The 23,870-nt window shown below is 64.8% G+C and carries 19 protein-coding genes; 12 read left to right on the top strand and 7 right to left on the bottom strand.

Annotated features, from left to right (window positions below):
- Positions 1-82 precede the first annotated feature (82 nt).
- Both AC5Y5C_RS15100 and AC5Y5C_RS15105 read left to right on the top strand, forming a co-directional pair.
- On the top strand, positions 83-1,003 hold the full coding sequence (locus AC5Y5C_RS15100) for a LysR family transcriptional regulator (RefSeq protein ID WP_499973532.1): 921 nt from the start codon (positions 83-85) through the stop codon (positions 1,001-1,003).
- A 146-nt stretch (positions 1,004-1,149) separates the two neighbouring features.
- Complete coding sequence (locus AC5Y5C_RS15105) at positions 1,150-1,827, top strand: TetR/AcrR family transcriptional regulator (protein ID WP_499973535.1); 678 nt, start codon at positions 1,150-1,152, stop codon at positions 1,825-1,827.
- 108 nt (positions 1,828-1,935) lie between these two features.
- On the opposite strand, the gene car is transcribed toward AC5Y5C_RS15105, so the two are convergent.
- The 4 genes from car to AC5Y5C_RS15125 are packed head-to-tail and all read right to left on the bottom strand — an operon-like array spanning position 1,936 to position 9,131.
- Positions 1,936-5,436, bottom strand: coding sequence for a carboxylic acid reductase (gene car, locus AC5Y5C_RS15110; protein WP_499973538.1), 3,501 nt, complete (start codon positions 5,434-5,436; stop codon positions 1,936-1,938).
- Between the two features lie 36 nt (positions 5,437-5,472).
- Positions 5,473-6,717 carry a glycosyltransferase family 4 protein gene (locus tag AC5Y5C_RS15115; protein WP_499973540.1) on the bottom strand — a complete coding sequence of 415 codons (1,245 nt, stop codon included), beginning with the start codon at positions 6,715-6,717 and terminating at the stop codon, positions 5,473-5,475.
- A 28-nt stretch (positions 6,718-6,745) separates the two neighbouring features.
- Complete coding sequence (locus AC5Y5C_RS15120; RefSeq protein ID WP_499973542.1) at positions 6,746-8,305, bottom strand: 1,4-alpha-glucan branching protein domain-containing protein; 1,560 nt, start codon at positions 8,303-8,305, stop codon at positions 6,746-6,748.
- Positions 8,306-8,309: 4 nt separating this feature from the next.
- Positions 8,310-9,131, bottom strand: coding sequence for a class I SAM-dependent methyltransferase (locus AC5Y5C_RS15125; protein ID WP_499973543.1), 822 nt, complete (start codon positions 9,129-9,131; stop codon positions 8,310-8,312).
- Positions 9,132-9,369: 238 nt separating this feature from the next.
- Here AC5Y5C_RS15125 and AC5Y5C_RS15130 point away from each other — a divergent pair, with 238 nt between their 5' ends.
- The 3 genes from AC5Y5C_RS15130 (at position 9,370) to AC5Y5C_RS15140 (ending at position 11,943) form a co-directional block, all read left to right on the top strand.
- Entirely contained in the window at positions 9,370-10,161 is a 792-nt protein-coding gene (locus AC5Y5C_RS15130) for an electron transfer flavoprotein subunit beta/FixA family protein (protein ID WP_499973544.1), read from the top strand.
- A 37-nt stretch (positions 10,162-10,198) separates the two neighbouring features.
- Complete coding sequence (locus AC5Y5C_RS15135) at positions 10,199-11,155, top strand: electron transfer flavoprotein subunit alpha/FixB family protein (RefSeq protein ID WP_499973546.1); 957 nt, start codon at positions 10,199-10,201, stop codon at positions 11,153-11,155.
- A 107-nt stretch (positions 11,156-11,262) separates the two neighbouring features.
- Positions 11,263-11,943: a hypothetical protein gene (locus AC5Y5C_RS15140; RefSeq protein WP_499973548.1), complete on the top strand. Its 681-nt coding sequence runs from the start codon at positions 11,263-11,265 to the stop codon at positions 11,941-11,943.
- Here the strand turns inward: AC5Y5C_RS15140 and AC5Y5C_RS15145 are convergent.
- Positions 11,940-14,657 carry a LuxR C-terminal-related transcriptional regulator gene (locus AC5Y5C_RS15145; protein WP_499974557.1) on the bottom strand — a complete coding sequence of 906 codons (2,718 nt, stop codon included), beginning with the start codon at positions 14,655-14,657 and terminating at the stop codon, positions 11,940-11,942. The two genes, AC5Y5C_RS15140 and AC5Y5C_RS15145, sit on opposite strands and share 4 nt — an antisense overlap.
- Before the next feature lie 206 nt (positions 14,658-14,863).
- On the opposite strand from AC5Y5C_RS15145, the gene AC5Y5C_RS15150 reads away from it, so the two are divergent.
- From AC5Y5C_RS15150 to mnmA, 6 genes are all read left to right on the top strand, one after another.
- Complete coding sequence (locus tag AC5Y5C_RS15150) at positions 14,864-15,607, top strand: SDR family oxidoreductase (RefSeq protein ID WP_499973549.1); 744 nt, start codon at positions 14,864-14,866, stop codon at positions 15,605-15,607.
- Positions 15,607-16,005, top strand: a complete 399-nt coding sequence (locus AC5Y5C_RS15155) for a cupin domain-containing protein (protein WP_499973551.1) — start codon at positions 15,607-15,609, stop codon at positions 16,003-16,005. The genes AC5Y5C_RS15150 and AC5Y5C_RS15155 overlap by 1 nt, the downstream gene beginning before the upstream one ends.
- A 144-nt stretch (positions 16,006-16,149) precedes the next feature.
- Complete coding sequence (locus AC5Y5C_RS15160) at positions 16,150-17,025, top strand: GNAT family N-acetyltransferase (protein WP_499973553.1); 876 nt, start codon at positions 16,150-16,152, stop codon at positions 17,023-17,025.
- A gap of 2 nt (positions 17,026-17,027) precedes the next feature.
- Positions 17,028-17,882: a lysophospholipid acyltransferase family protein gene (locus AC5Y5C_RS15165; protein WP_499973554.1), complete on the top strand. Its 855-nt coding sequence runs from the start codon at positions 17,028-17,030 to the stop codon at positions 17,880-17,882.
- 46 nt (positions 17,883-17,928) lie between these two features.
- Positions 17,929-19,161 carry a cysteine desulfurase family protein gene (locus AC5Y5C_RS15170; protein WP_499973555.1) on the top strand — a complete coding sequence of 411 codons (1,233 nt, stop codon included), beginning with the start codon at positions 17,929-17,931 and terminating at the stop codon, positions 19,159-19,161.
- Positions 19,158-20,228 carry a tRNA 2-thiouridine(34) synthase MnmA gene (mnmA, locus tag AC5Y5C_RS15175; protein WP_499973557.1) on the top strand — a complete coding sequence of 357 codons (1,071 nt, stop codon included), beginning with the start codon at positions 19,158-19,160 and terminating at the stop codon, positions 20,226-20,228. Before AC5Y5C_RS15170 ends, mnmA begins: the two co-directional genes overlap by 4 nt.
- 5 nt (positions 20,229-20,233) lie before the next feature.
- On the opposite strand, the gene AC5Y5C_RS15180 is transcribed toward mnmA, so the two are convergent.
- Both AC5Y5C_RS15180 and AC5Y5C_RS15185 read right to left on the bottom strand, forming a co-directional pair.
- A complete protein-coding gene (locus AC5Y5C_RS15180; RefSeq protein WP_499973559.1) occupies positions 20,234-21,100 on the bottom strand; it encodes an SGNH/GDSL hydrolase family protein in 867 nt (288 codons plus the stop codon).
- A gap of 91 nt (positions 21,101-21,191) precedes the next feature.
- Positions 21,192-22,178: an acyl-ACP desaturase gene (locus AC5Y5C_RS15185; RefSeq protein WP_499973561.1), complete on the bottom strand. Its 987-nt coding sequence runs from the start codon at positions 22,176-22,178 to the stop codon at positions 21,192-21,194.
- Between the two features lie 241 nt (positions 22,179-22,419).
- Here AC5Y5C_RS15185 and AC5Y5C_RS15190 point away from each other — a divergent pair, with 241 nt between their 5' ends.
- On the top strand, positions 22,420-23,868 hold the full coding sequence (locus AC5Y5C_RS15190; protein ID WP_499973562.1) for an NCS2 family permease: 1,449 nt from the start codon (positions 22,420-22,422) through the stop codon (positions 23,866-23,868).
- Positions 23,869-23,870: the final 2 nt, after the last annotated feature.

Below are 23,870 nucleotides of genomic sequence, written 5' to 3' on the forward strand. Positions count from 1 at the left end.
AGCAACACTGTGTTTCGGAAACAGGAACAATTCAGCCCCGGCGAAGTACTCAAACTGGGTAACGCTCGTATATTGTTTCGACGTGAGTCACGGCCGTCCAGATGTCTACGACCTGAGGTGTTTTGTCGCGGTCGCAGAGAGATTGAGCTTTACCCAGGCGGCCAAATCGCTTTGTGTGTCACTTCCGCCGCTGAGCAGACGGATTCGCGATATGGAAAATGCGCTGCAGGTACGGTTGTTTATTCGTGATACCCGGCGTGTTGAACTGACCAAGGACGGTGCTCGTCTGGTTCCTGTCGCGCGGCATATTCTCTCGCTCTTTGACGAGCTTCCGAGGCTTGCCATGGAACGCTCTGCATGGAACTCTGTGCGCTCGATTGTTTGTGGAGTGCCCCCACTTCTCCATCCTGAGCTGCGTAAAAAGCTGATCGATATCGAAGTGCGCGTCGATGAGACTGCGTTCGCCGCTGTACCGCAGTTGACCAGCGATATTCTGGTCGGAGTCCGACGCGGGGAGCTCGCTTTTGGACTGATCCGGCAGCCCTTAGACACGATGGGTCTCATGGGCGAGGTGGTCCATGAAGAAGAAGTGGGCGCCCTGCTGTCGAGGTCCGAGTACGGATCCAGACAATCAATTTCCGCTGCGGAATTATCCCAAATGACCTATGTGAGACCCGCGGGCGACGTGGGGGCGGAATTCGGTCAACAACTCGAGCTCGATCTGGGGGCAGCGGGAATTCTGCAGTCTGCCGCGCGATCCGATCATGGGTCCGGTCCTCAGCTTATTGCCTTGGGCATCGGATTTACGCTCGCACCTTTGTCCATTTTCAATAGTGCTAAAGCATATGCTCCTAAAAGGGAAGTATGGCTTCCGATTCGTGATCTGGAAATCTCGATTGCGACCTGTCTTGTATGGCGTCAGGATCTGCCCGAAACCGATCCGGAGCTATACGAAATTGTAAAGGTGGCCCGATCTGTATTTAGTTCGTACTGCGTGCACTGAGTATGCAAATAGCAAATGGGCGAATCTGATCGTGCTATAGGTAGCTGCCGACGAGTGCGCTAAAGGGCTGGTGTCTGGTCCCGGTGTCGGAAACCGCGTTGCGCATACCGCTCCGCATGTCTGTCGTAGAACCTTATAGTCACACTGTGGAGTTCAGCACAGTCAGACCGTCGAGTCAAGCTGATCTGGGAATTGTTGTTACCAAATCCGAAACAAAGAAACACGGGCGACGACACACCGCGGATGACTTGCTGGACGCGGCCCTTCCGACGGTTGCCGCGGTGGGATTTGGGTCGGTCACGATGGAGCAAATCGCCGAGGGCTCCGGTACGACAAAACAGACTCTGTACGCCCATTTCGGCAACAAGGACGCGCTGCTGGAAAAGCTTTTCGACCGTGAGTACGCCCGGGTGTGGGACGCGGTCGGGGCGGCGGTGGAGAACAGCTACGACCCCGGTGACCCCACCGAGTCCTTCCGTCTCCGAATTGCACCCATCTATGCGTACGTTGCCGAGCATCCCCATGTCCTGCGGTTGCTCCTGGACCCGAACAGCCCCAACGGCCATCGCGGCGGACAGGCCATCGTCAACGAAACAATTCGCCGCGGACTTCTTGAAGCGGCGTCGACCACGTCCTATCTCGATGAGAGGGCCCGCGTAGTCGCGCTGACGTGTGTGCCGATGATCGCGGCGGTGGTTTCGGCCAACATGAAGGCGGTGCTGGATTCGGGGGCGGACTCGGCCATGGCGGCAGAGTTGACCGCAACGTTCCTTGGGGGCGGCATCCGCGCCGCCAACGCACTCATTGCCAGCTGGGGAAGTTAGGCCCCGCATTGGTGCCCCGGGTGATTTCGTGAATCGAACCACGGTGATTCCCCAACTGTGCGGATCCGGGGCCCAGCGACGTGATCGTTGGGGCGTCCTAGTGGGGGATCAAAGCAGCCCGTGCGCGCGTAGATCGGATATGTACTTGGCGATGAGCGCGCGGTCGATATGTGGAATGTCGGCGCTGTCGCCGTCAGTCCCGATCCTGTAGTCCCGCACTGCTTTGCGGAACATGTCGGTGGGTGTATCGGCGCCGCGCCGCGGGTGACCCGGCGCGCGATAGGCGTCTAACAGGGGGAGCACCGAGCTGCGTCGTAGCTCGTCGGGCAGGCTCCGTAGCGCCGTCTCGAAGCGAGACAGCCATTCGTCGTAATCGTCGATGATGTCGATGGTGTGACCGTCTTCGATAAGCCAGTCGACGAAGGTGTCTACGGATATGCCATCGTCGTGCGGGTTCATAACGTCGTACGACCGGAATCCCTCGGCGTTGGCCAGACCCAGAGTGGTGATCGCCTCGGTGACGAAATCTACCGGCAGCCCTTCGTAGTGCGCGCGTGGACGGCCTCCGTCGGCGCCTCCTTGGTAGAAGCTGCGCGGTGCGATTCCGGTGAGTACGAGGCTCAACAGCATGCGGGTAAAGGCGTCGGTGACGTTGAGCTGACCGCTGTACAGACGGTGGGTGAGGATCATGTCGGAGCGGAAGACGCTGACCGGCATGCCGCACAAATCGTGAGCCTCCCGCAGCAGCACCTCCCCGGCCCACTTGCTGTTGGCATAACCGTTGGCGTAACCCGCGCCGATATGGCGGGTCGGGCTCACCGTGCGGATATCCCCGTCCTCCTCGAAGTCGGGCACCGCCATGGCGACGGCCATCGTCGACAGGTAGGTCACCGGCTTCATTCGCGTGGTTAGTGCCAAGCGGATAATCTCTGCTGTGCCAAAGACATTGGGGCCGAAAAGCTGATTGTAAGGGAGCACATGGTTCACCAGTGCGGCCGGATGGACGATCTTGTCGACCTCGCGAGCCAACTGTTCCCAGGTCGCGTCATCTACCCCGAGACGAGGCTGGGCGATATCGGCGGCCACCACCCGCAGATGTCGCTGAGCCAGCGCACGGAATTCGTCGAGCAGTGCCTGATCAGTGTCGCCGTACGCGTCCTCAAGACGGGCCAGCGCGTCGTCGTTGTCATCACCGCGGACCAGACAGATCAGTTTCCCATCGGACGGTGCCAACCGTTGCAGCCACTCCAGGCAGAGGAACCTTCCGAGATACCCGTTGGCGCCGGTGAGGAGAACCGTCTTCACTACGCCGGACGGCGCGGGAAGTGTGGAGGCCCCGCTGAGCGTCTCGGCGTCGATGAACTTGTCGAGAGTGAGTTCCTTGGCGTTGATGACGGTCGCATCCGACCCGTGCACGCTGGCCGCGGTGGCGGTGTTACTTTCGCGTGCGGCATCGATGTAGACGGCGAGCTTGCGCAGATCGGCCGAGGGGCCGGTGATCACACCGACAGGCACTTCGACGTCGAACAGATCGCGCAGCAGGTTGGAAAAGGTCAGCGCCGACAGCGAGTCTCCGCCGAGATCGATGAAGTGGTGGTCGGGACGCACCGCGTCCGAGGACATGCCGAGCAGTGCCTGGGCGGCCTCGGTGACGGTCTCGATGACCGGTCGCCGCTGAGCGGTATCGCGCAGCTGCCGTAGCTCTTGGACGCGGGCCTCGGCGAGGTCGACGTACAGCTGCTCAAGCCGATCGCCGTAATGCTCGATCATCTTGGGGCGTATCGGCTTGCCCACGGCCGCGAGCATGCCGCTCTCGATGGTGAACGGGGTGGTCTCGATGATGAAGTCGGCGGGAAGTTCATACGAGTGCAGGTGATTGGCGCGCGCGGTCCGCTGTAGCGACTCCCGGATCGAGTTCTTCATGTCGATGGGCGAATTGGTGTAACGCTGCAGTGTCTCTTCGGTGGGCACGATGACCGCCAACAGGTATGCGCGTTCACTGTTGCCGTAGACAAAGATCTGGCGAACCAGCGGCGCGCCGACGTACACCGTCTCCAGATTTGCGACCGCGACGAACTCGCCCTGGGCGAGCTTGATGACGTTGTTGCGCCTGTCCACGTACACCAGCTCGTCGGGCGCGATCTCCGCCATGACGTCGCCGGTTCGGTAATAGCCATCGGCATCGAATACCTCGGCGGTGACCTCGGGGCGCTTGTAATAGCCGGGCGTCGCGGTGGCGCTCTTGACCAGCAATTCGCCACGCGGATGGGGCTTATCGGTGGTGTAGTACCCGAGCTCGGGGACGTCGACGAGTTTGTAGTCGAGTACCGGCGGACGGGAGATCTTGCCGTCCCGGAACACGCCGCCCACCTCGGTCAAGCCATACAGATCGAGTAGGTGGAAGTTGAGGGAGGACTCCAGGAAGGTCTTCATTTCGGGGGACAGCGGCGCCGTGGCGAGCATGCCCGCGATCACACGCCCACCGAGAACGTGCTCGCGCAGTTCGGTTTTGGCGGTGCGGTCGGCAGACGCGGCATCGGCTCCGTCGGCCATGAGTGCGTCGACACGGGTTTGGTAATGCTGGAAGAGCATGTCGACCACCCGCGGCACCACGCCCATGTGAGTGGGGCGCACCAGCTGCCAATCCTCGAAGAGCGTGGATAGATCGCTCTCCGGAACGAAATAGCACGTGCCGCCGGGAATGAAGGCGGTCAGTAGCCCAACCCGGCCCGCGAGGTGGTTGAGCGGCAGGAAATTGACGTTGATGATCGGGGTGTCCCGGTTGGGGGCCGCACCCGAGGACCAGAAGCGGGTCACCGTCCACTCGGTGAACATCGCACCCTTGGGCGCCCCGGTACTGCCGGAGGTGTACATGATCAGCGCCGTACGCTGATCGTCTCCGCCGGTGTACAGCACGGGCTCGGGCAGCTGCCGCCCCTTCGCGATAATCTCCGCGAGCGGCTCGACGACGACCTCCATACCGGCTGCCCGCAGACGGTCCCTTGCCGCGGTGAGCTTCTCGCGATGATCATCGGTCTCCGGCCGGTAGTCGAACACCACCACACGCCGCAGATCCGCAAGCCCCAGTGCTGCCTCCACCGCGAAGTCGAGACTGTCGGCGCTCGCCGCCACCAGCCGGGGGCTGGTCTCTTCGAGCATCATGCGCAGCTGGGTCACCGATGCGTTGTGTTGCAGCGGAATCGACACCGACCCATTCATGAGCGTGGCAAGGTCGAGGGTGACGTAGTCGGGGCTGGAGAAGCCGATGGTGGCAACGAAATCATCGGCGCCGACGGTGTTGGGGCCGTGCTGCCACTCGGCGAGAATGGCCGAAATGTTGTCGCGGAGCTCTCCATAGGTGATGGTCTCGAAGGCAGGGAGCAGCCGATCGACCGTGCGGCCCGTGGTGGGGTCTACGACCGATTCGCGTGACCGGAATCCCATGACCGGCCGGTCGGCGTAGCCGGTCAGTAGCGCGTGCAGCACCTGCGACAACCGCAGGCCGGGCGCCAGCAGGGAATCCATCACCTCCAGGTCGGGGATGGCCGCCTGAAATTGGGGGTCGGACTCGAACAGCTCCGCCACGCGAGCCGCCGCACCAGCCGTCATCTGCGGCTCACTTTCTGTTGCTTGAGGATGGCTGGTTTACCGGTCCGGCAGTGGACGCTCGACGATAACGCTGCGGCCCAGTGGTTCCCGTTCACGACGCTTAGCAGCCAGGTACACCTGAGCCGTTTCATCGGCAACGGTGGCCCAGTCGAAGTCCGCGGTGAGCCGAGCCCGTGCCGCGACGGCCCGTTCGGCGGCAGCGACGGGGTCATCGAGGGTGCGTTTGACCGCATCCGCGATGCCTGCCACATCGCGCGGGGTGAAGGACAATCCGGTCTCGCCGTCGATGACGGCTTCGCCGAGCCCGCCGACGGTTGAGGTCACCAGGGGAGTGCCGGCGGCCGCGGCTTCCAGCGCCACGATGCCGAATGGCTCGTAGTGGCTGGGCAACAAGATGGCGTCGGCGCGATGCAGCCATTGCAGCAGTCCCTCGTGGTCCAGGTTGCCGAGAAACTGAACCGACTTGACGACCTTGTGCTTGCGTGCCTGTTCGAGTAGCCAATCCTGTTGCGTGCCATCACCCGCGACCGCCAATACCGTTCCGGGGTGCGAGCGGCGAATCTTGGGTAGTGCCGCGATGGCGTCGTGGATGCCCTTCTCGTACTCGAGCCGTCCGACGAAAAGCAGCACCGGCGCGGACCCGCCGGAGGGCAGTCGGGGAGCGAACACCCAACGAGTGACATCAATTCCGTTGCGAATGACGTGCACCTGCGGCAGTTCCGGCCCGAACAACCGGCTTACTTCGTCGAGCATCGAGGCCGAGCACGTGATCAGCGAGTCCGATTCGCGCGCCAGCCACCATTCCACTGAATGCACCTGCCGGCTGATGCGTCCCGATACCCAGCCGCTGTGCCGCCCGGCCTCGGTGGCGTGCAGCGTCGACACCAGCGGCACGTCGAAATGCTCGGCCAGGGTGATCGCCGGGTGAGCCACCAGCCAGTCGTGGGCATGAACCACATCAGGGCGCCAATCGCCGGACCCCTTGAGGGCCAAGGCCAGTCCGGCGCGGACCATCGCATGCCCCATCGCCAGCGTCCAGGCCATCATGTCGGTGCCGAAATCGAAATCGTGTGGATCCTCGGCGGCCGCGACCACCCGGACGCCTTCGGAAATCTCGTCGGAGGTCGGGTGGCTTGCCGGGTCTGTGCCTGAGGGGCGACGGGTAAGCACCACCACGTCGTGTCCGGCCGCAGCCAGCTCGGTCGAGAGGTGGTGCACATGCCGGCCCAGCCCGCCGATGACCACGGGCGGGTACTCCCACGAAACCATCAGAATTTTCATCGATGAGCCTCTCGGGCGAAGATCGTTTTCATCGCGGGAGCCTCCGAGCATCAAGCGCGCCGAACAGTCCGTCCGCGCGGTTCCAACCGTCCGCCAACCGGATTGCCGCATCGTGCCGTCCGCCGGCCAGTGCGTCGGCAATCTCACGGGTGGCGTGTGCGTGCAGATGGGCGCGGTAGCGCGCATAGTCGGCGGCCGAATCCTTACTGACCATGAACGGCCAGTCGCTGGACACGGTCAGCAGTGCCTCGCGCAGGATCTGGTCGGCAACCCGATTTCGGGTATGCGGTGCGGGTTGTTCACCCAGGGCCTTGTCCACCGCGGTGAGGGCGGTGTCGACCACCTCGGTGTTCAGCTGCACGAGGTCGGCCACCTTCTCGCCGTTCCACACGTGCCAGTCCTTACCGGAACCCCATGAGCTGGCAGGTAGGTCGAAGGGCTTGCCCACGTAGCCCCGTTCGCGGGCCTGCTCCAGGGTGCCCACGTGAATACCGGCTTCGGGCAGGGCCCTTAGCACACGTTCGAGCCACATCGGCCCCTCGTACCACCAATGGCCGAACAGTTCGGTGTCGAAGGCGGCGATGACGTGCGCGGGCCGCCCGATGCGGTCGGACTCGGCGATGAGGCGCTGGCGCACCGTATCCACGAAGTCGCGGACATGGACATCGATGGCGGCGTCGGCGCGCTCGGGGTCATACGGCGCCTTGGCTTCCGGGGCCACGTTGCGTCCGGTGACTCTGGCGGGCTTGAGGCCGGTGTCGTGGTCGTAGGTGTGGAAGTCGCGGTATGCGGCATGGCCGGGATACCCCGACTTCGGTGACCACACGCGGTAGCTCACCGTCAGATCGCGGCCGAAGGCGACCACGTCGGAGTCGCCCACCGGGCGTCCCAGTGAGGTATCGCCCTGAAGGGACGGGCCGTCCACCATGAAGTGGTTGACCCCGGCGGCCGCGTAGCCCTCCTCCATGCCCGGGGCGTAGGCACATTCGGGCGCCCAGATGCCGGTGGGTGCATGCCCGAAACGCTGTGCGGCATCGGCCAAACCCTCGCGCAGCGCGAACTCGCGCAGCCGGGGGTGTAGCAGTGGCTGGAACGGATGCGCGAGTGGACCACCGAGCAGCTCAATGGCCTTTGCGTCGATGAGACCGCGTAACGGGCCGCTGCCGCCATGGCGCCAGTATCGGTCGAATTCGTCGAGAGCGTCTGTGGCACTGCGGTACTCGCGAACGCCAAAGGCTCGCAACATCTCCGGGCTGGAAGCAGTGCCGGGCTCCGCGTCGGTACTTGTGATGGTGGCCGCCTCGAAGGCGCGCAGCCGCCAGTTGGCCAGCCAGCTGTGCAGCCCGGTCAGGCAGTGTGGGTCGTCGAGCTGCGCGGCCACCACCGGGGTGATGCCGAGGGTGACGAGGCTCTGCCGGCCCTCGGCCGCCAGCGTCCGTAGTGCCTTGAACAGCGGCAGGTACGACGCCGACCAGGATTGGTACAGCCATTCCTCGCCGACGGGCCATCGCCCGTGGTTGGCGAGCCACGGTAGGTGCGTGTGCAGCACCAGGGTAAATAACCCTGGAACAGCACGATTCTCCGTCACGCGATCACCGGTCTATCACCGCTATTGAAACCAGATCCAGACTCTGGTCGATGTCGCGTTCCCCCGCGTCGACGATCTCAAAGTCTTCGGTGGTCAAACCCGTGATGTCTGCGAGCAGGTCTTGCGGCCACGGCGCGCCGGCGACTGCGCGCTCGATCTGCGCGTCGATGATCGAACCGCCGTACTTGGCATCGAGTTCACGAAGCCGTGGCCCGTGAAAGACACCATAAACACCGTTAACCGTAAACCCGTTGTCCACAAGGAGTTCGGTGAGCTCTGCGGCATTCAGCTCGCGGGTGTGGAACGGGTTTAGCGGGGTATCGCGCCCGGGGGAGAAGGTGATGCGATTCGGGGTGCTGATCAGCAGCGAGCCGCCCGGGCTGAGCACACGCGCGCACTCACGAATGAACTGGCCTTGATCCCATAGGTGCTCGATGACCTGGAAGTTCACCACCACATCCACTGCGCCGTCGACGAGCGGCAGGTCGGTCAGGTTTCCGGCGCGCATGTCCACGCGGGGATAGCGGGTCTTGACGTGCGCGATCGCGGACTCGTCATAGTCCAGCCCAATGACGTGCTCGGCCACGCCCGCCAGCATGTTGGCGCCGTAGCCCTCACCGCTGCCTGCCTCCAACACCCTGCGGCCCGCACAGAGGCTGCTGAGCTGCTCGTACACCACTTCGTGGCGACGAAACCAGTAGTTCTCCTCGGCGATCCCGGGCACGGTCCGCTCCCCGGTCAGCGCCAGGGCGTCCGGGTCATCGGCTGCTGAGCCGCTTGCGCGAAGACGGTCAGCCGGGGGCGGGTCGGTCAGGTGCGAGTTCATTGTTTGGCAGGCTATCGGGTGAACGCCGTGTCTTAATACTGGTGGCCCAGATCACAGGCCGGAAACCGGGAGTGAACCGGTTATGGTGTACGGGCGAACTCCGTATATTACCCGTGAGTAACTTTGTTCGCCGGATTAGTCACGAAACGTGACAGTGCGACCGGCGTAGTACGGGCGCGCACGGAACTACCACGCAGATAGCTAGCAGACAGCGAAGAGGAAGGACGATCGGAGACTTATGACGAACATCGCGGTCCTGATCAAGCAGGTCCCAGACACCTGGTCAGAGCGCAAGCTCACCGACGGTGACTTCACGCTCGACCGGGAAGCCGCCGACGCGGTACTCGACGAGATCAACGAGCGTGCCGTCGAGGAAGCGCTGCTCATCAAGGAGCGCGAGGGTGGCGACTCCGTGGTGACCGTCGTCTCGGCAGGTCCGGAAAAGGCCACCGAGGCCATCCGCAAGGCTCTGTCTATGGGTGCCGACAAGGCCGTTCACCTGCTCGACCCGGGCCTGCACGGGTCCGATGCCATCCAGACCGGCTGGGCCCTGGCCCGCGCGCTGGGTCAGGTCGAGGGTGTCGAGCTGGTCATCGCCGGTAACGAGGCCACCGACGGCCGTTCGGGCGCCATCCCCGCGATCATCGCCGAGTACCTGGGTCTTCCGCAGCTGACGCACCTGCGCAAGCTGACCGTCGAGGGCGGCGTCGTCAAGGGCGAGCGCGAGACAGATGAGGGTGTCTTCGAGGTCGAGGCGACTCTGCCGGCCATCGTCAGCGTCACCGAGAAGATCAACGAGCCTCGCTTCCCCTCCTTCAAGGGCATCATGGCCGCCAAGAAGAAGGAAGTCGCCGTACTGACCCTCGCTGAGATCGGGGTTGAGGCCGACGAGGTGGGTGTCGCGAACGCCGGTTCGACCGTGCTGTCCTCGACCCCCAAGGCCGCCAAGACCGCGGGCGAGAAGATCACCGACGAGGGCGAGGGCGGCACCAAGGTCGCCGAGTTCCTGGTTGGCCAAAAGATCATCTAAGACTGCCCACATACGAGACGAGAGAGAAAACACAGATATGGCTGAAGTACTTGTGCTCGTTGAGCATTCAGAGGGTGCGCTGAAGAAGGTGAGCGCCGAGCTCATCACCGCTGCCCGCGTCCTGGGTGAGCCCTCGGCCGTGGTGGCTGGTCCGGCCGGCACCGCCGCGCCGCTGATCGACGGTCTCAAGGAGGCCGGCGCCGCCAAGATTTACGTCGCCGAGTCCGACGTCGTCGACAACTACCTGGTGACTCCGAAGGTCGACCTGCTGGCCTCGCTCGCTGAGACCGCAAGCCCCGCCGGCATCCTGATCGCCGCGACCACCGAGGGCAAGGAAGTGGCCGGTCGGCTGGCCGCACGCCTGGGCTCGGGCCTGCTGACCGATGTCATCGAGGTGCGCGAGGGCGGCAAGGCCCTGCACTCGATCTTCGGTGGCGCGTTCTCCGTCGAGGCCCAGGCCAATGGCGACGCCCCGGTCATCACCCTGCGTCCGGGTGCCGTCGAGGCCGCACCGGCCGCCGGTGCGGGCGAGCAGGTCACCGTCGAGGTGCCCGCGCCTGCCGAGAACGCCACCAAGGTCACCTCGCGCCAGCCCGTGGTCGGTGGAGATCGTCCGGAGCTCACTGAGGCCAACATCGTCGTGTCCGGCGGTCGTGGTGTCGGTAGTGCTGACAAGTTCAGTGTGGTCGAGGAGCTCGCCGATTCGCTGGGTGCCGCTGTCGGCGCCTCGCGTGCGGCGGTCGACTCCGGGTACTACCCGGGTCAGTTCCAGGTGGGCCAGACCGGCAAGACGGTGTCGCCACAGCTGTACGTGGCGCTGGGCATCTCGGGTGCCATCCAGCACCGCGCCGGTATGCAGACCTCCAAGACCATCGTCGCGGTCAACAAGGACGAGGAAGCCCCGATCTTCGAGATCGCCGACTTCGGTGTGGTGGGTGACCTGTTCAACGTCGCACCGCAGCTCACCGAGGCCGTGAAGGCTCGCAAGGGCTAATTACCCCCACAATGGAGCCCTGGAGCCGCCCCGCCGGCGACATCCAACCTCAGGGGGCGGCTTACGGTACGCCACTGGACAATCCAGAGCCTCGACCACCGCGTCGAGTGCCCTGGATAGTCCTTTCGGCGTTTCTGGGCATCCTCGTCGTGGGGCTGGTGGTTGCCGTCGTCGTCATTGGATCCCAGCGCAGCATCACGGGCATGGCCATCAGGGCGCCGGGAGAGTCCCCGATGGCGTCGAGTCGCGCGACGGTGCCTCCCGTGTCGACCCCGGGGGTGATTCCTCCTCCGAACGGGTCGCAGGGGCCGCTCGGCGGCGCGACGTATGGGCCGGGCGAGAAGCTTCAGCCCATCTCGATGCCCACCTACGTAGCGTTCGATTTCAACCTGCCCGCGGGATGGGGGTGCCTGCATACCGATAACAAACCGCTGGACAAGCGCGTCACGTGCATGGACGAAGCCAACAAGGGGGGAGCGGCCGGCTGGATCGGGTCGAGCCGGTGTGCAGACGGGTGCGGACAATCCACGCAGAACAAGGTGCGCGCGAAACTGCCGGTCGATGCGCAATCCTGGAAGCCGGTCGACGATGTCACGTCGTATGCCCGGATGACGGGCACCCTCGGAAACGGTATGCGTGTGGTCCGCGTCGCGATGACATGCGCCTTCGCATCGGCTTCCGGCGGATCCCGCGACACCCTGGCGGTCGCCATGCTCACTGGCCCGCCCGAGACCGAGGACACCCTGCAGAAGATCGCGAACGAACTACGTGGGCGAGTTCCGGCCTAGTGCCCGTTGCGCAGCTGCCTGCGTGAGGTGATGCCGCGCTTGGCGAACACCTTCCTCAGATGCCATTCCACGGTGTGAGAGCTGATGAACAACTGGGCGGCGATCTCCTGATTGGTCAAACCCTGACCTGCCATCCGGGCGATCTGTGCCTCCTGAGCCGTCAGTGCTTGGGCAGAGGCAGAAGACGAACTGGCGGAACGTTTCCGCACTTTCGCGCCCGTCGCGAGAAGCTCACGCTGCGCCCTCTCGGCGAAAGCCTCGGCGCCCATACCGACGAAACTTTCGTGGGCCACCGCGAGTGCCGTGCGGGCGTCGGCTCGCCGATGGCAGCGGCGTAACCATTCTCCGTAGATGAGGTGCGCACGGGCGAGGTGGACGGAAATCCTTGTGTTGGAAAGCCGTTCGATGGCCTCGCGGTAGCAGGCGTCCGCGTCATCGTCGACGGCGAGCAGCGCCCGGGAACGTGCCACCATGCCAACGGCCCAATCGCTATCACCGGCCAGCGCCCGCTCTTCCAGTTGGCCGAGCGCCTTGGCGGCGGTGTCATGTTCGCCGCAGCGTGCGGCCGCCTCGATCAGTTCGGTGAGGCACCAGCAGTACAACCCGAGATCCTCGTGCTCGCAGGCCCTTCGCGTCGCGTGAAACGCGAGCTCGTAGCGACCGAGGCCGTTGTTGAGGACGCCTGCCGCATAACCCATTGCGCCGAGCAGCCGCCCCTCGCCCCTGGCTGCGCCATCCCGCATGGCGGCGTCGATGAGTGGTACCGCCTCGGGTTCCGTTCCGCGCCAGGCCGCCAGGACCAACGAGTGATACCTGATCGGTGTGTGGCCTGTTGCTGCGGAGATGGTGTCGGCCTCCTGGACAAGCTCTGCTGCCGCATCAAGCTCGCCGGCATGCACGTGCACTCCGGCGCGATAGATCAGTGCCGACGGGAGAACCGACAGCGCGCCGACGTCACGGGCGATTTGTACCGCGCGGGTTGCCAGGTGGTGCCATATCTGGTCGTCCCACACCTCATGTGTGGCTGATTCGAGGGCAATGGGGAACGCGTGCCACATCCAGCTCGTGTTGCCTGGACGGTCGGCCTCACGGCGGATCAAATCGAGGGCATCGCGCAACGTCTGGGCACTTGCCGCCGCGCCGTCGGTGATCCGCATCGCCAGGCCGTCGAGCAGAAGATCAGTCGGCCGTGGAGGCTGTAACCCGGGCGGTGCCAGCCGTGCGGGTTCGGCCACCTCGACCGCGCCACCGCGCGGACAGAGCCGGCCGCCGTACATCGCCGCCCCCACCGCGTCCAGATAGGTTTCCCGGGCCAGGTCGTCGTCCAGATTCTCCAAGCCCTTGGCGGCATCCAGCAGGCCGATGGCGGCGTCGGACACCGTCGTGGAGCCGTCCGTGCACACCCGGCTTTCCGCGAAGGCGATCTTCGCACGCAGCCGTGCGGCTCGTGCCCGCGCCAGCGGATCAAGGGGAGCCATGTCTGCGATGGCGAGCAGCTCGCGGGAGGCGTCGTAGGCCGCCGCATCGTGCTTTGCCTGGGCCGCGGCCAGCGCGCGTAGCCCGCGGAGCACCGGATCCGAGGTGAATTCGGTGGCTCGTTGCAAAAAGGCTGCAGCCGCCAGAATGCCGCCTCTGGCCTCGGCACGGCCGGCCGACTGCTCAAGTTCGGTGGCGATCGTTTCGTCGGTGCCCGCCGCAGCGTGTGCGCGATGCCACGCGCGGCGATCCGGATCGGTTGCCGGATCTGTGGCCTTCGCCAGAGCGCCATGAATTCTCCTGCGCTCCAACGGCTCCGCGTTTCTGTAGATGGCGGACCGCACCAATGGATGGCGAAAGCGGACCCGCGTGCCCACCTTGATCAGATCGGCGGCCTCGGCGGGTGCGAGTGCATCCATCGAGATACCAAGCCGTTCGGATGCGCGCGCCAGTAGCGCCGCATCGCCAAGGGAATCGGTCGCCGCGGTGAGGAGCAACGTTTGCGTCTCGGCGGGCAGCTGCTGGACCCGCCGTAAAAAGGCCTGCTCGATATGTCCGGCCAGGGGACCGCCGTCGGGCCACCCGAATCCACCCGCGAGTTCCTCCGCGCTCAGACCCCGGGGCAGCTCCAACAGGGCAAGTGGATTGCCCCGTGTCTCGGCCACGATGCGGTCGCGTACCCGGTCATCGAGGAGCCCCGGAATCGCAGAGTCCAGCAGTGCGCCGGCGTCGGGCGCCCGCAGGCCGCCCACCATGAGCTCCGGCAGTCCGGTGAGTTCATCCTCGGTGCCGCCGCGCACCGCGAAGAGCACGGCTGCCGGTTCGCCCGCCAATCGCCGGGTGACGAAGGCCAGTGTCTGCAACGAGACTCGGTCGAGCCACTGGGCGTCGTCGACCACACACAGCAGGGGCTGATGTTCGGCCGCCGCAGCCAGCAGGCTCAGCACCGCCAACCCGATCAGAAAGCGGTCGGGCGCAGGCCCGCTGCTTACCCCGAAGGCGATGTCGAGCGCCTCCCGTTGTGGGCCGGGCAACGCCTCGCGGTGGTTCGACAGCGGCACACAGAAATGTTGCAAACCCGCGAACGCAAGTTCCATCTCGGATTCGACGCCCGCGGTGCGAACGACGCGAAATCCCTGCGCCTGTTCGATCGCGTGCCCCAGGAGCGCGGTCTTGCCGATTCCGGCTTCACCCCTTAGGACGAGTACCTGACTGGGGCCCGACCGCGCGACAGCGATGAGTCGCTCGAGTGACGCGCACTCGTGTGCTCGACCGCGCAAACGCGATCCCGGGTAACTGTTGACCAAGTGCTCCGCCGAATCCGATGAATAGGGTGGAAGTTTACCGAGCAGCCGATCCGCCCCGACGACTACGTGCTTTCCAGGGTTCGAATCCCGCGCCGAGCTGCGAACGTTGTACGCGAGACGAGAAAGGTAATCGCACAATGAAAATCACAGTTGTTGGTGCCACCGGCCAAATCGGTTCCCGGGTGGTTTCTTTGCTCACCGCCGACGGACACGAAGTGGTGGCGGCATCGTTGTCTTCCGGCGCGAATGTGTTGACCGGCGAGGGGCTGGTGAACGCGCTCACCGGATCGAATGTGGTCATCGACGTTGTCAATTCTCCGTCGTTCGAGGACGGGCCGGTGATGGACTTCTTCACCGCCTCGGCGCGCAACCTCGTTGACACGGCGAACCAGACGGGCGTCGGTCACTACGTCGCACTGTCCATCGTCGGCGCGGACAGTCTGCCGGACAGCGGATATATGAGGGCGAAAGTGGCGCAGGAGAACATCATTACCGAATCCGGATTGCCATACACGATCGTACGAGCCACTCAGTTCCAGGAATTCGCCGAGGCCATCACCGACACGCTCGTCGTCGGAGATGAGGTTCATGTGCCCGATGCGAGAATTCAGCTGATCGCCGTCGACGATGTGTCCGCACAGGTGGCCCACGCCGCGGAGGCCGAGCCTCGCAACGGCGTCATCAATATCGGTGGGCCAGAGAAGCTTTCGTTCGCCGAGATGGCGCAGGCGGTGCTTGACGCGCGCGGTGACGACAAGCCGGTGGTGATCGACTCCGCCGCTACCTACTTCGGGACTCCCGTGGACGACTTCAGTTTGGTCACCGGCGATGACGGCGTGCTGACGTCGACGCGATTCGCCGATTGGATGGCTCGCCGGTGATGGCGAACGACGACCTGATGAGTGCACTCACGGTGCTGCAGACCGTGACGCCACCGGCGATCCCGACCGACGCCCACGTGGTGACGGTGGAGATCGAGTGGCCGGCCGGTAGCCCCGGTACGCCACCGCATCGTCATCCGGGCGGTCCGGCGTTCGGATACGTGGTTGAGGGAGAGATGCTCTTCGAACTCGAGGGCCAGGCGCCGCGAGTGGTCAAGGCCGGGGAAGCGTTCTGGGAGCCGGGCGGTGACGTCATCCACTACTCGGATGCCAATAACCGCGCGGACTCGGTGCTGCGCTTCGTGGTCACCATGATGTGCACACCCGGCGAACCCATGTTGGTGCTGGTCGAGGAGGAGGAACTTCGGCAGCGCGCCGGTGGGCGAGTGCCCGCGTAGCTTCCGTTAGCTCCGCGTTTGCCTTGGGGATTTACTGACGCAAGCACGCATTTGGCGTACTGAACGCCGCTATTAACGGATCGTGCATGGACACGACACGCTTCCGATGCCGTTCCGCCGCATAACTCCGCGAATCTCGCAGTCATGAGTACAGCTTCAGTTCTCATCGCCGCAGATCAATCCATCTCAGACGTAGCGGGGGAAACCGGGGAAGCTCCATTGGGTCCTCGGTACACCCTGTTGCTGTCGAACGATCCCGCCGATATCGATGCCGTGCAACGGCTTCGATACGACGTGTTCAGCAGCGAGCCGGGATTCCAGCTCGCGAGCACTCCGGCTGCGTTCGAGGGACGCGACGCCGACCGCTTCGACGAGCACTGCGATCACCTACTGGTACGCGAGGACACCTCCGGTGACGTGGTGGGCTGCTACCGGATGCTGCCTCCGCCCGGTGCTATTGCCGCTGGCGGACTGTACAGCGCAACGGAATTCGATATCAGCGGACTCGACGCGCTGCGTCCACAGCTGGTGGAGATGGGGCGCGCGGTCGTGCGGGGCGATCACCGCAATGGCGCGGTTGTGCTGCTGATGTGGGCCGGAATTCTGGCCTACCTGGACCGCTGCGACTACACCTACGTCACCGGATGCGTATCGGTTCCCATGCAGGACAACCCGGAACAGGCGCCCGGCAGCCAGGTGCGTGCCGTGCGCGACTTCGTCATGAAGCGGCACGCCGCGGCGCCGGAGTACAAGGTGCGCCCTTACAACCCGGTCGTCGTCGACGGGATGGGCCTCGATGACATCACCCCACCCGCCAAGGTGCAGGTCCCCGCGCTGATGCGCGGATATCTGCGGCTGGGCGCGAAGGTTCTCGGCGAGCCCGCGCATGATCCCGACTTCGGCGTGGCCGACTTCATGGCACTGCTCAACAAGGACGAAGCCGATGTGCGTTATCTCAAACGGCTGAGGTCCGTGGGGGCGGCGTCAGAAATCGGTGCGGCGGCGGCCGGCCAGGAATAGTGATGGCACCCGAATTCGCTCACGCCTGGTTGCCAAAGGCAACCTGTGATGACAGCTGCATGCGGGCCACTCACATCGACGAGCCAGGGCGGCTGACGCGAACCCTGCGAACCACGACGCGGATCGCCATGGCGATCACGTTGTTGACCCTTGCACCGCTGCTGGGGATACCTCTTCCCGGGCGGGTGCGCTGGCAGCGCGGCTATTGCCGGTTGATGCTGCGCTGCCTTGGCGTGCGCATCTCCGTCTCCGGCGGTCCGATCCGCGATATCCGGGGCTCCCTCGTGGTCGCGGGTCATGTGTCCTGGGTCGACGTGTTCGCCATCGGCGCGGTGCTGCCGGGGTCGTTCGTCGCCCGGGCAGACCTGATCGATTGGCCCGGCCTGGGCGTCATCGCCCGGATGATGCGGGTCATCCCGATCGAGCGGGGAAACCTGCGCAGCCTGCCGCGGGTGGTCGACACCGTCGCGGCGCGGCTCCGGGCCGGTCAGACTGTGGTGGCATTCCCGGAGGGCACCACCTGGTGTGGTCGTGCGTACGGGTCATTTCGCCCCGCAATGTTTCAGGCGGCCATCGATGCGCAGCGGCCGGTACAGCCGCTGAGGTTGACGTACCACCACCGCAGTGGCGAGCTGTCGACCGTGCCGGCCTATGTCGGCGAGGACACCCTGATGGCGTCCATCCGCCGGCTCACCGCGACGCGGATGACCGTGGCGCATATCCAGGTGGCAGGGCTGCAATTGCCCGGTGAGAGCCGCCGTGATCTGGCCGCCCGCTGTGAGACCGCTGTTCGGGCCGGTGACCGAATCCCGCAGATCCACAGCCACCCGGAGCACCCGGAGCCGATCGCGGCCTGACGCGATTGGACGAGCCCACCTGGGTGGGACCTATCCTGGATGCGTTATGTCTGCTGCTCGAACCCCAGCTGAAGGTCTTCGCCCGGATGGCGCATCCGCGGTGTACCTAGACCACGCCGCTACCACCCCGATGCGCCCCGCTGCCATCGAGGCGATGGCAGCCACCATGGCACGGACCGGGAACGCCGCTTCATTGCACGGATCCGGGCGTGATGCGCGGCGGCGGGTGGAGGAATCACGGGAGTCGATCGCCGCGGCCCTGGGCGCCCGACCGTCGGAGGTGATCTTCACCGCCGGTGGCACCGAGAGCGACAACCTCGCCATCAAGGGCATCTACTGGGCACGCCGAGACGCGGACGCGCGACGGACGCGCATCATCGCCAGCGCTGTGGAACATCATGCCGTGCTTGATGCGGTGCAGTGGCTCGCCGATCACGAGGGGGCCGAGGTGACATGGCTGCCGGTGGACGACGCCGGCACCGTTACTCCCGCGGCATTGCGCGCGGCCCTTACCGACCATGACGACGTTGCTCTCATCACGGCGATGTGGGCCAACAACGAGGTTGGCACCATCAATCCCATCTGTGAATTAGCTTCCATCGCCGCAGAATTCGACGTTCCCATGCACAGCGATGCCATCGGGGCGGTCGGCCAGCTCGATATCGACTTCGCCGTTAGCGGACTGTCGGCGGTGAGCGTGGCCGCGCACAAGTTCGGCGGCCCGATGGGGGTCGGCGCGCTGCTACTGCGACGTGAAACCGCCTGTGTTCCATTACTTCACGGCGGCGGACACGAACGAGATATCCGTTCGGGTACCCCTGACACCGCAGCCATCGTGGCGATGTCGACTGCACTCGTGGAAGCCGTTGCGGAACGGTGCGAGGGTGCCGCCACCCTGAAAACACTGCGGGACGAGCTGATCGCGCAGGTGCTGACCCGGATCGAGGGTTCTGTCCTCAATGGTGCGGCCGGCGGCGGCAGATTGCCCGGAAACGCGCATTTCACCTTTGCCGGATGTGAGGGCGACTCCTTGTTGATGTTGTTGGACGCCAACGGTATCGAGTGCTCCACCGGATCGGCGTGCACGGCAGGCGTGGCGCGCCCCTCGCATGTGCTCATCGAAATGGGTATCGATCCCGAAGTCGCACGGGGATCGTTGCGATTCACGTTCGGGCACACCTCCGTTGCCTCGGATGTGGTACGTGCGGTCGAGGCCTTGCAGGTCGCCGTTCCGCGTGCGCGGGCAGCCGCCCTCGCCAGTGCCGGGGGCCGGTCATGAGGGTGCTTGCCGCCATGAGCGGGGGAGTGGACTCCTCGGTCGCGGCCGCGCGCATGGTGGACGCCGGACACGATGTGGTCGGCGTGCACCTGGCACTGTCGGCGGCACCCGGCACGTTGCGCACCGGCTCCCGCGGATGCTGTTCGAAAGAAGACGCCGCCGATGCCCGCCGTGTCGCCGATATGCTCGGAATCCCTTTCTACGTCTGGGATTTTGCCGATCGATTCAAAGAAGAGGTCATCGACGACTTCGTCGAGGCGTACGCCGAGGGGCGTACACCTAATCCGTGCGTGAAATGCAACGAGAAGATCAAGTTCGCGGCGCTGGCCGATCGTGCCATCGCGTTGGGCTTCGATGCCGTTGCCACCGGCCACTACGCGCGGCTGCGGGACGGCAGGTTGCGCCGCGCGGTGGACGAGGACAAGGACCAGTCCTATGTACTAGGGGTGCTGACACCGCAGCAGCTGAGCCGTGCACTGTTCCCGATCGGAGACAGTTCCAAGCCCGATATCCGGGCCGAGGCCGAGCGGCGCGGTCTGCTCGTCGCGAACAAGCCTGACAGCCACGACATCTGCTTTATCCCCTCTGGAGATACCCAAGCGTTCCTGGGTGCACGTATCGGCGTGCGGCGCGGAAACGTCGTGGACGCCGACGGAAGTGTGTTGGCCACCCATGCGGGGGTGCACGAATTCACCATCGGTCAGCGCAAGGGGCTCGGGCTGGTCGGCCCTGCGGCGGACGGCCGTCCCCGCTACGTCACATCGATCGACGCCGAGACCTCCACCGTTCGCGTGGGAACCGTTGAGGACCTTGAGATTTGGGAGTTCGGGGGTGAACCTGTGGTGTGGACCGCCGGTCAGGTTCCGGCCGGGCCCATCGAGTGCCAGGCGCAGGTCCGGGCACACGGATCGGTCGTGGATGCGGTTATCGACCCTGCGGCCGAGCGGATTCAGGTCCGGCTGCGTACCGCCCTGCGGGGTGTGGCGCCCGGGCAGACGGTGGTGCTCTACCGGCCCGATGCCGAGGGTGACGAGGTGCTCGGCAGTGCCATCATCACGCGCGACTAGATGTCCTAGATCCCGGCGGAGCGCATCGCGATAGCAATGCGCTCGGCGACATACTGCCGTCCCGGCGCGGTCGGATGCATCGGAATTCCTTCGTCGCCGGCGCCGGTACCCGTCATCGACACGTAGCGCTGGAAATCGGCCGCGCACACGCTGTGGTCGCTGCTGGTCGCCGGGATGACGGGAGTGAATCCCGCCTTCGAGGATTCGGCGACGATCGTGTCGTTGAGCTGACGCTGCAGACCATTGAGGAAGGCGATGGTTTCTTGGGTGTTGATCAGCCCGACCAGGCATCCCTTGGCATCCGGGGGGAGGATCGGCAGGTAGCCGACCGTAAAGACGCGCGCATTCGGAGCGGCTTGTCGTATGGCGGCGTACGCGCCCGTGAGCTTCGGGCCCACCGAGGAGACATTGGCGCTGAACTGGGCCTTCTTCTCCGGAGGGCAGCTCAAGGCGAACAGGCAATCGGTGGCGATCTGCTCGAAGCCGGCGTCGTTGCCGCCGACGGATACGATCGCCACCTTGGTGGCGGGGGACAGCCCGGTGTTCTGCGGGCCGCGGGTGGAGGGCGTGTAGACGTCGGTGGAGAGGGCGCCCACACAGGAGTAGTCGGCGAATGTCATCTGGGGGAATGACGTGGCCACCAGATGCGCGACGTTATCGGTCGCCTGATTGCAGGCGGTGCCAACGGGGCCGGTGATACCGGCGGCGTTCGAACCCGCCGCCATGAACGAATCTCCTATCGCGACCAGCTGGGCACCAGCGACAGGTTCGGCCGACGCGATCGAGGAGCCGGCCACTGTGGCCGCCAGCACTGTGGCCGCCAGCACCGTGGCGATGCCGATCACCGTCGAGAGCGTCTTTGTCGCGCGCATGTATTCGTCTCCTCCCGCCGGCCGGCAGGCGGCCCCGATCAATGGTACTGAACGGCATATCGCCGTTTGCCCACGTCGGCGTTACGGAGAGTTACACCTTGGCGGCCTTGCGTTCGGCGCGCCGGGCCTGACGCTCCAGATACTTTGCCTTGACCACCTCGAAGTCGGTGGCGGTCTTCTTGAGGTCGGTGATCAGGCGGTCGAGATCTTCGCGGTACCACTCGCCCTCGCCGGTGATGTCGTCGCGCTCGAAGATGCGCCACTTGCGCAGGACCGGCTGGACGACTTCGGCGAGGTGCGACTGCGGGTCGTAGACGCCGCCGGTAGCGATGGTGACGGCATTGCGGCGGAATCCGGGGATCGTGTAGCCGGGCATCGTGAAGTTGTCCAGAACCTTGTGAATCGACTTCACGGCCTGGTTCGGCGCGATCTCGAGACCGGCCTCGACCATGTTGCGATAGAAGATCATGTGCAGGTTCTCGTCATTGGAGATGTGCTTGAGGAGTTCCTGGGCGATGGGCTCGGCACAGGCGACGCCGGTGTTGCGGTGTGAGACGCGGGTGGCCAGCTCCTGGAATGACACGTACACCACCGAGTCGAACAGGCTGTCGGCGAACATGTGACCGCCACCCTGACGGTTCTGGCCGGGGGAGAAGCCGCGGGTCATCTGCTCCACACGCAGCTTCTCCAGTTCCACCGGATCGACCGAGCGGGTGACGACGAGATAGTCGCGGATGGCGATGCTGTGACGCTGCTCTTCTGCCGTCCAGCGGTTCACCCAGGTGCCCCAGGGGCCGTCCATGGTGAAGTTCATCGCGATCTCGCGGTGATATGCGGGCAGATTGTCCTCGGTCAGCAGGTTGGTGACCATGGCGATCTTGGCCACCTCGGAGAGCTTGCACTGCTCGGGATCCCAGTCCTGGCCACCCAATGCCTTGTAGTTCTTGCCTTCGGACCACGGGATGTAGTCATGCGGGTTCCACTCTTTGAACACGCCGAGGTGGCGGTGGGTGTTCTCCTCAACCACGGGCTCGAGCTCGTGGAGCAGCTCGCGATCGGTGAATTCTTTCTGCGGCATGGATGCGGTCCTCGCGGTTAGTTATCTGTGTCTGGAAGCGACACTTATATTTGACGGGGTGGCCGCACGCGCCTCTAGTGACAAAGGTCATCGATCCGGGGTGGAAAGTCCCTCCTGCCACTGGTTCCTGAACCGGACGCAGAGTGCGAGCCTGACGCGGAAATCGCCGCGAAATCCCGCGTCAGGCTCGCGCTCGATTCCGATGGGCGACGGGCAACCCGGGCCTGTACTTTCAACGGCTATGAATGGCCTCGTGGACCGGTACCTCCGGATCTCTGAGCGGCAGTCGACGTTGGGGCGGGAGGTACGCGGCGGAATCGTCACCTTCTTCGCGATGGCCTACATCGTCGTGCTCAACCCGCTCATCATCGGTGGGGAGCCGGGCCGCGCGCATAACGCCGACGTGCTGGGCCATGTGTTGCCGGTGGGCCAGGTAGCGGCAGTGACGGCGCTGGCCGCCGGAGTGATGTCGATCCTGTTCGGGTTTATCGCCAACTACCCGTTTGCGCTTGCCGCCGGGCTGGGCATCAACAGCCTGCTCGCGGTGTCGTTCGCCTCGCAGATGAGCTGGCCCGAGGCCATGGGATTGGTGATCGTCGATGGCCTCGTCATTGTGGCGCTGGGCATCTCCGGTTTCCGCACCGCGGTATTTCATGCCATTCCCGGCGAGCTGAAGGCGGCGATCGCTGCCGGCATCGGGTGCTTCATCGCGTTCATCGGTTTCGTGGACGCGGGTTTCGTGCGGCGGATCCCCGACGCCGCGAACACCACGGTGCCGGTCGGTTTGGGAATCGACAACTCGGTGGCCACCGTTCCGACCCTGATCTTCGCCGCGGGTGTGCTGCTGATGGGAATCCTGGTGGTGCGCAAGATTCGTGGCGGACTGCTCATCGGAATTGTGGTGATGACGGGGATTTCCATGATCGCGCAGGCGCTGACCGAGCGTGGTGCGCAGCCCGTCGACACCAACGGATGGAATCTCACCGTGCCGGACTGGCCGTCTTCCGCGGGCGGCATCCCGGATCTGAGTCTGCTCGGTCAGGTGGACATGTTTGGCGCGTTCACTCGGGTGGGTGTGCTGTCGGCCACGGTGCTGGTGTTCGCGCTGGTGCTCTCGAACTTCTTCGACGCGATGGGAACCATGACCGGTCTGGGCAAGGAGGCTGGGCTGACCGACCAACACGGCACACTGCCGGGTATCGGGCGGGCACTGTCGGTGGAGGGCGTCGGTGCGGTCCTTGGCGGTGTCTCGTCCTCGTCCTCCAACACCGTGTTCGTGGAGTCCGCTTCGGGCATCGCCGAGGGCGCCAGGACCGGGCTGGCCAACGTGGTGACCGGTCTGCTGTTCCTGGCAGCCATGTTCTTCACCCCGCTGTATTCGGTGGTACCGCTGGAGGCCGCGGCGCCGGCGCTGGTGGTGGTGGGCGCCATGATGATCGGCCAGCTCCGCAGCATCGACTTCACCCGGTTCGACTACGCGCTGCCCTGCTTTCTGACCGTAGTGACCATGCCGTTCACCTACTCGATCGCCAACGGCATCGGTGTCGGGTTCATCAGCTGGGTGGTGCTCGCCGTCGCGTCCGGTGAGCGCGGCGCTCGACGTCGTGCCGTGCATCCACTGCTGTACGTGGTGGCCGGATTGTTTGTCGTCTACTTCGCCAAGGGGCCGATCGAGTCGCTCATCACCTAACG

This window comes from Mycobacterium sp. NGS15, assembly GCF_059813245.1.

Coding starts and splice junctions, on each gene's coding strand:
- car (WP_499973538.1), bottom strand. CDS start 5,436: ATGACGGCTGGTGCGGCGGCTCGCGTGGCGGAGCTGTTCGAGTCCGAC.
- AC5Y5C_RS15115 (WP_499973540.1), bottom strand. CDS start 6,717: ATGAAAATTCTGATGGTTTCGTGGGAGTACCCGCCCGTGGTCATCGGC.
- AC5Y5C_RS15125 (WP_499973543.1), bottom strand. CDS start 9,131: ATGAACTCGCACCTGACCGACCCGCCCCCGGCTGACCGTCTTCGCGCA.
- AC5Y5C_RS15130 (WP_499973544.1), top strand. CDS start 9,370: ATGACGAACATCGCGGTCCTGATCAAGCAGGTCCCAGACACCTGGTCA.
- AC5Y5C_RS15135 (WP_499973546.1), top strand. CDS start 10,199: ATGGCTGAAGTACTTGTGCTCGTTGAGCATTCAGAGGGTGCGCTGAAG.
- AC5Y5C_RS15150 (WP_499973549.1), top strand. CDS start 14,864: ATGAAAATCACAGTTGTTGGTGCCACCGGCCAAATCGGTTCCCGGGTG.
- AC5Y5C_RS15155 (WP_499973551.1), top strand. CDS start 15,607: ATGGCGAACGACGACCTGATGAGTGCACTCACGGTGCTGCAGACCGTG.
- AC5Y5C_RS15160 (WP_499973553.1), top strand. CDS start 16,150: ATGAGTACAGCTTCAGTTCTCATCGCCGCAGATCAATCCATCTCAGAC.
- AC5Y5C_RS15165 (WP_499973554.1), top strand. CDS start 17,028: ATGGCACCCGAATTCGCTCACGCCTGGTTGCCAAAGGCAACCTGTGAT.
- AC5Y5C_RS15170 (WP_499973555.1), top strand. CDS start 17,929: ATGTCTGCTGCTCGAACCCCAGCTGAAGGTCTTCGCCCGGATGGCGCA.
- mnmA (WP_499973557.1), top strand. CDS start 19,158: ATGAGGGTGCTTGCCGCCATGAGCGGGGGAGTGGACTCCTCGGTCGCG.
- AC5Y5C_RS15180 (WP_499973559.1), bottom strand. CDS start 21,100: ATGCGCGCGACAAAGACGCTCTCGACGGTGATCGGCATCGCCACGGTG.
- AC5Y5C_RS15185 (WP_499973561.1), bottom strand. CDS start 22,178: ATGCCGCAGAAAGAATTCACCGATCGCGAGCTGCTCCACGAGCTCGAG.
- AC5Y5C_RS15190 (WP_499973562.1), top strand. CDS start 22,420: ATGAATGGCCTCGTGGACCGGTACCTCCGGATCTCTGAGCGGCAGTCG.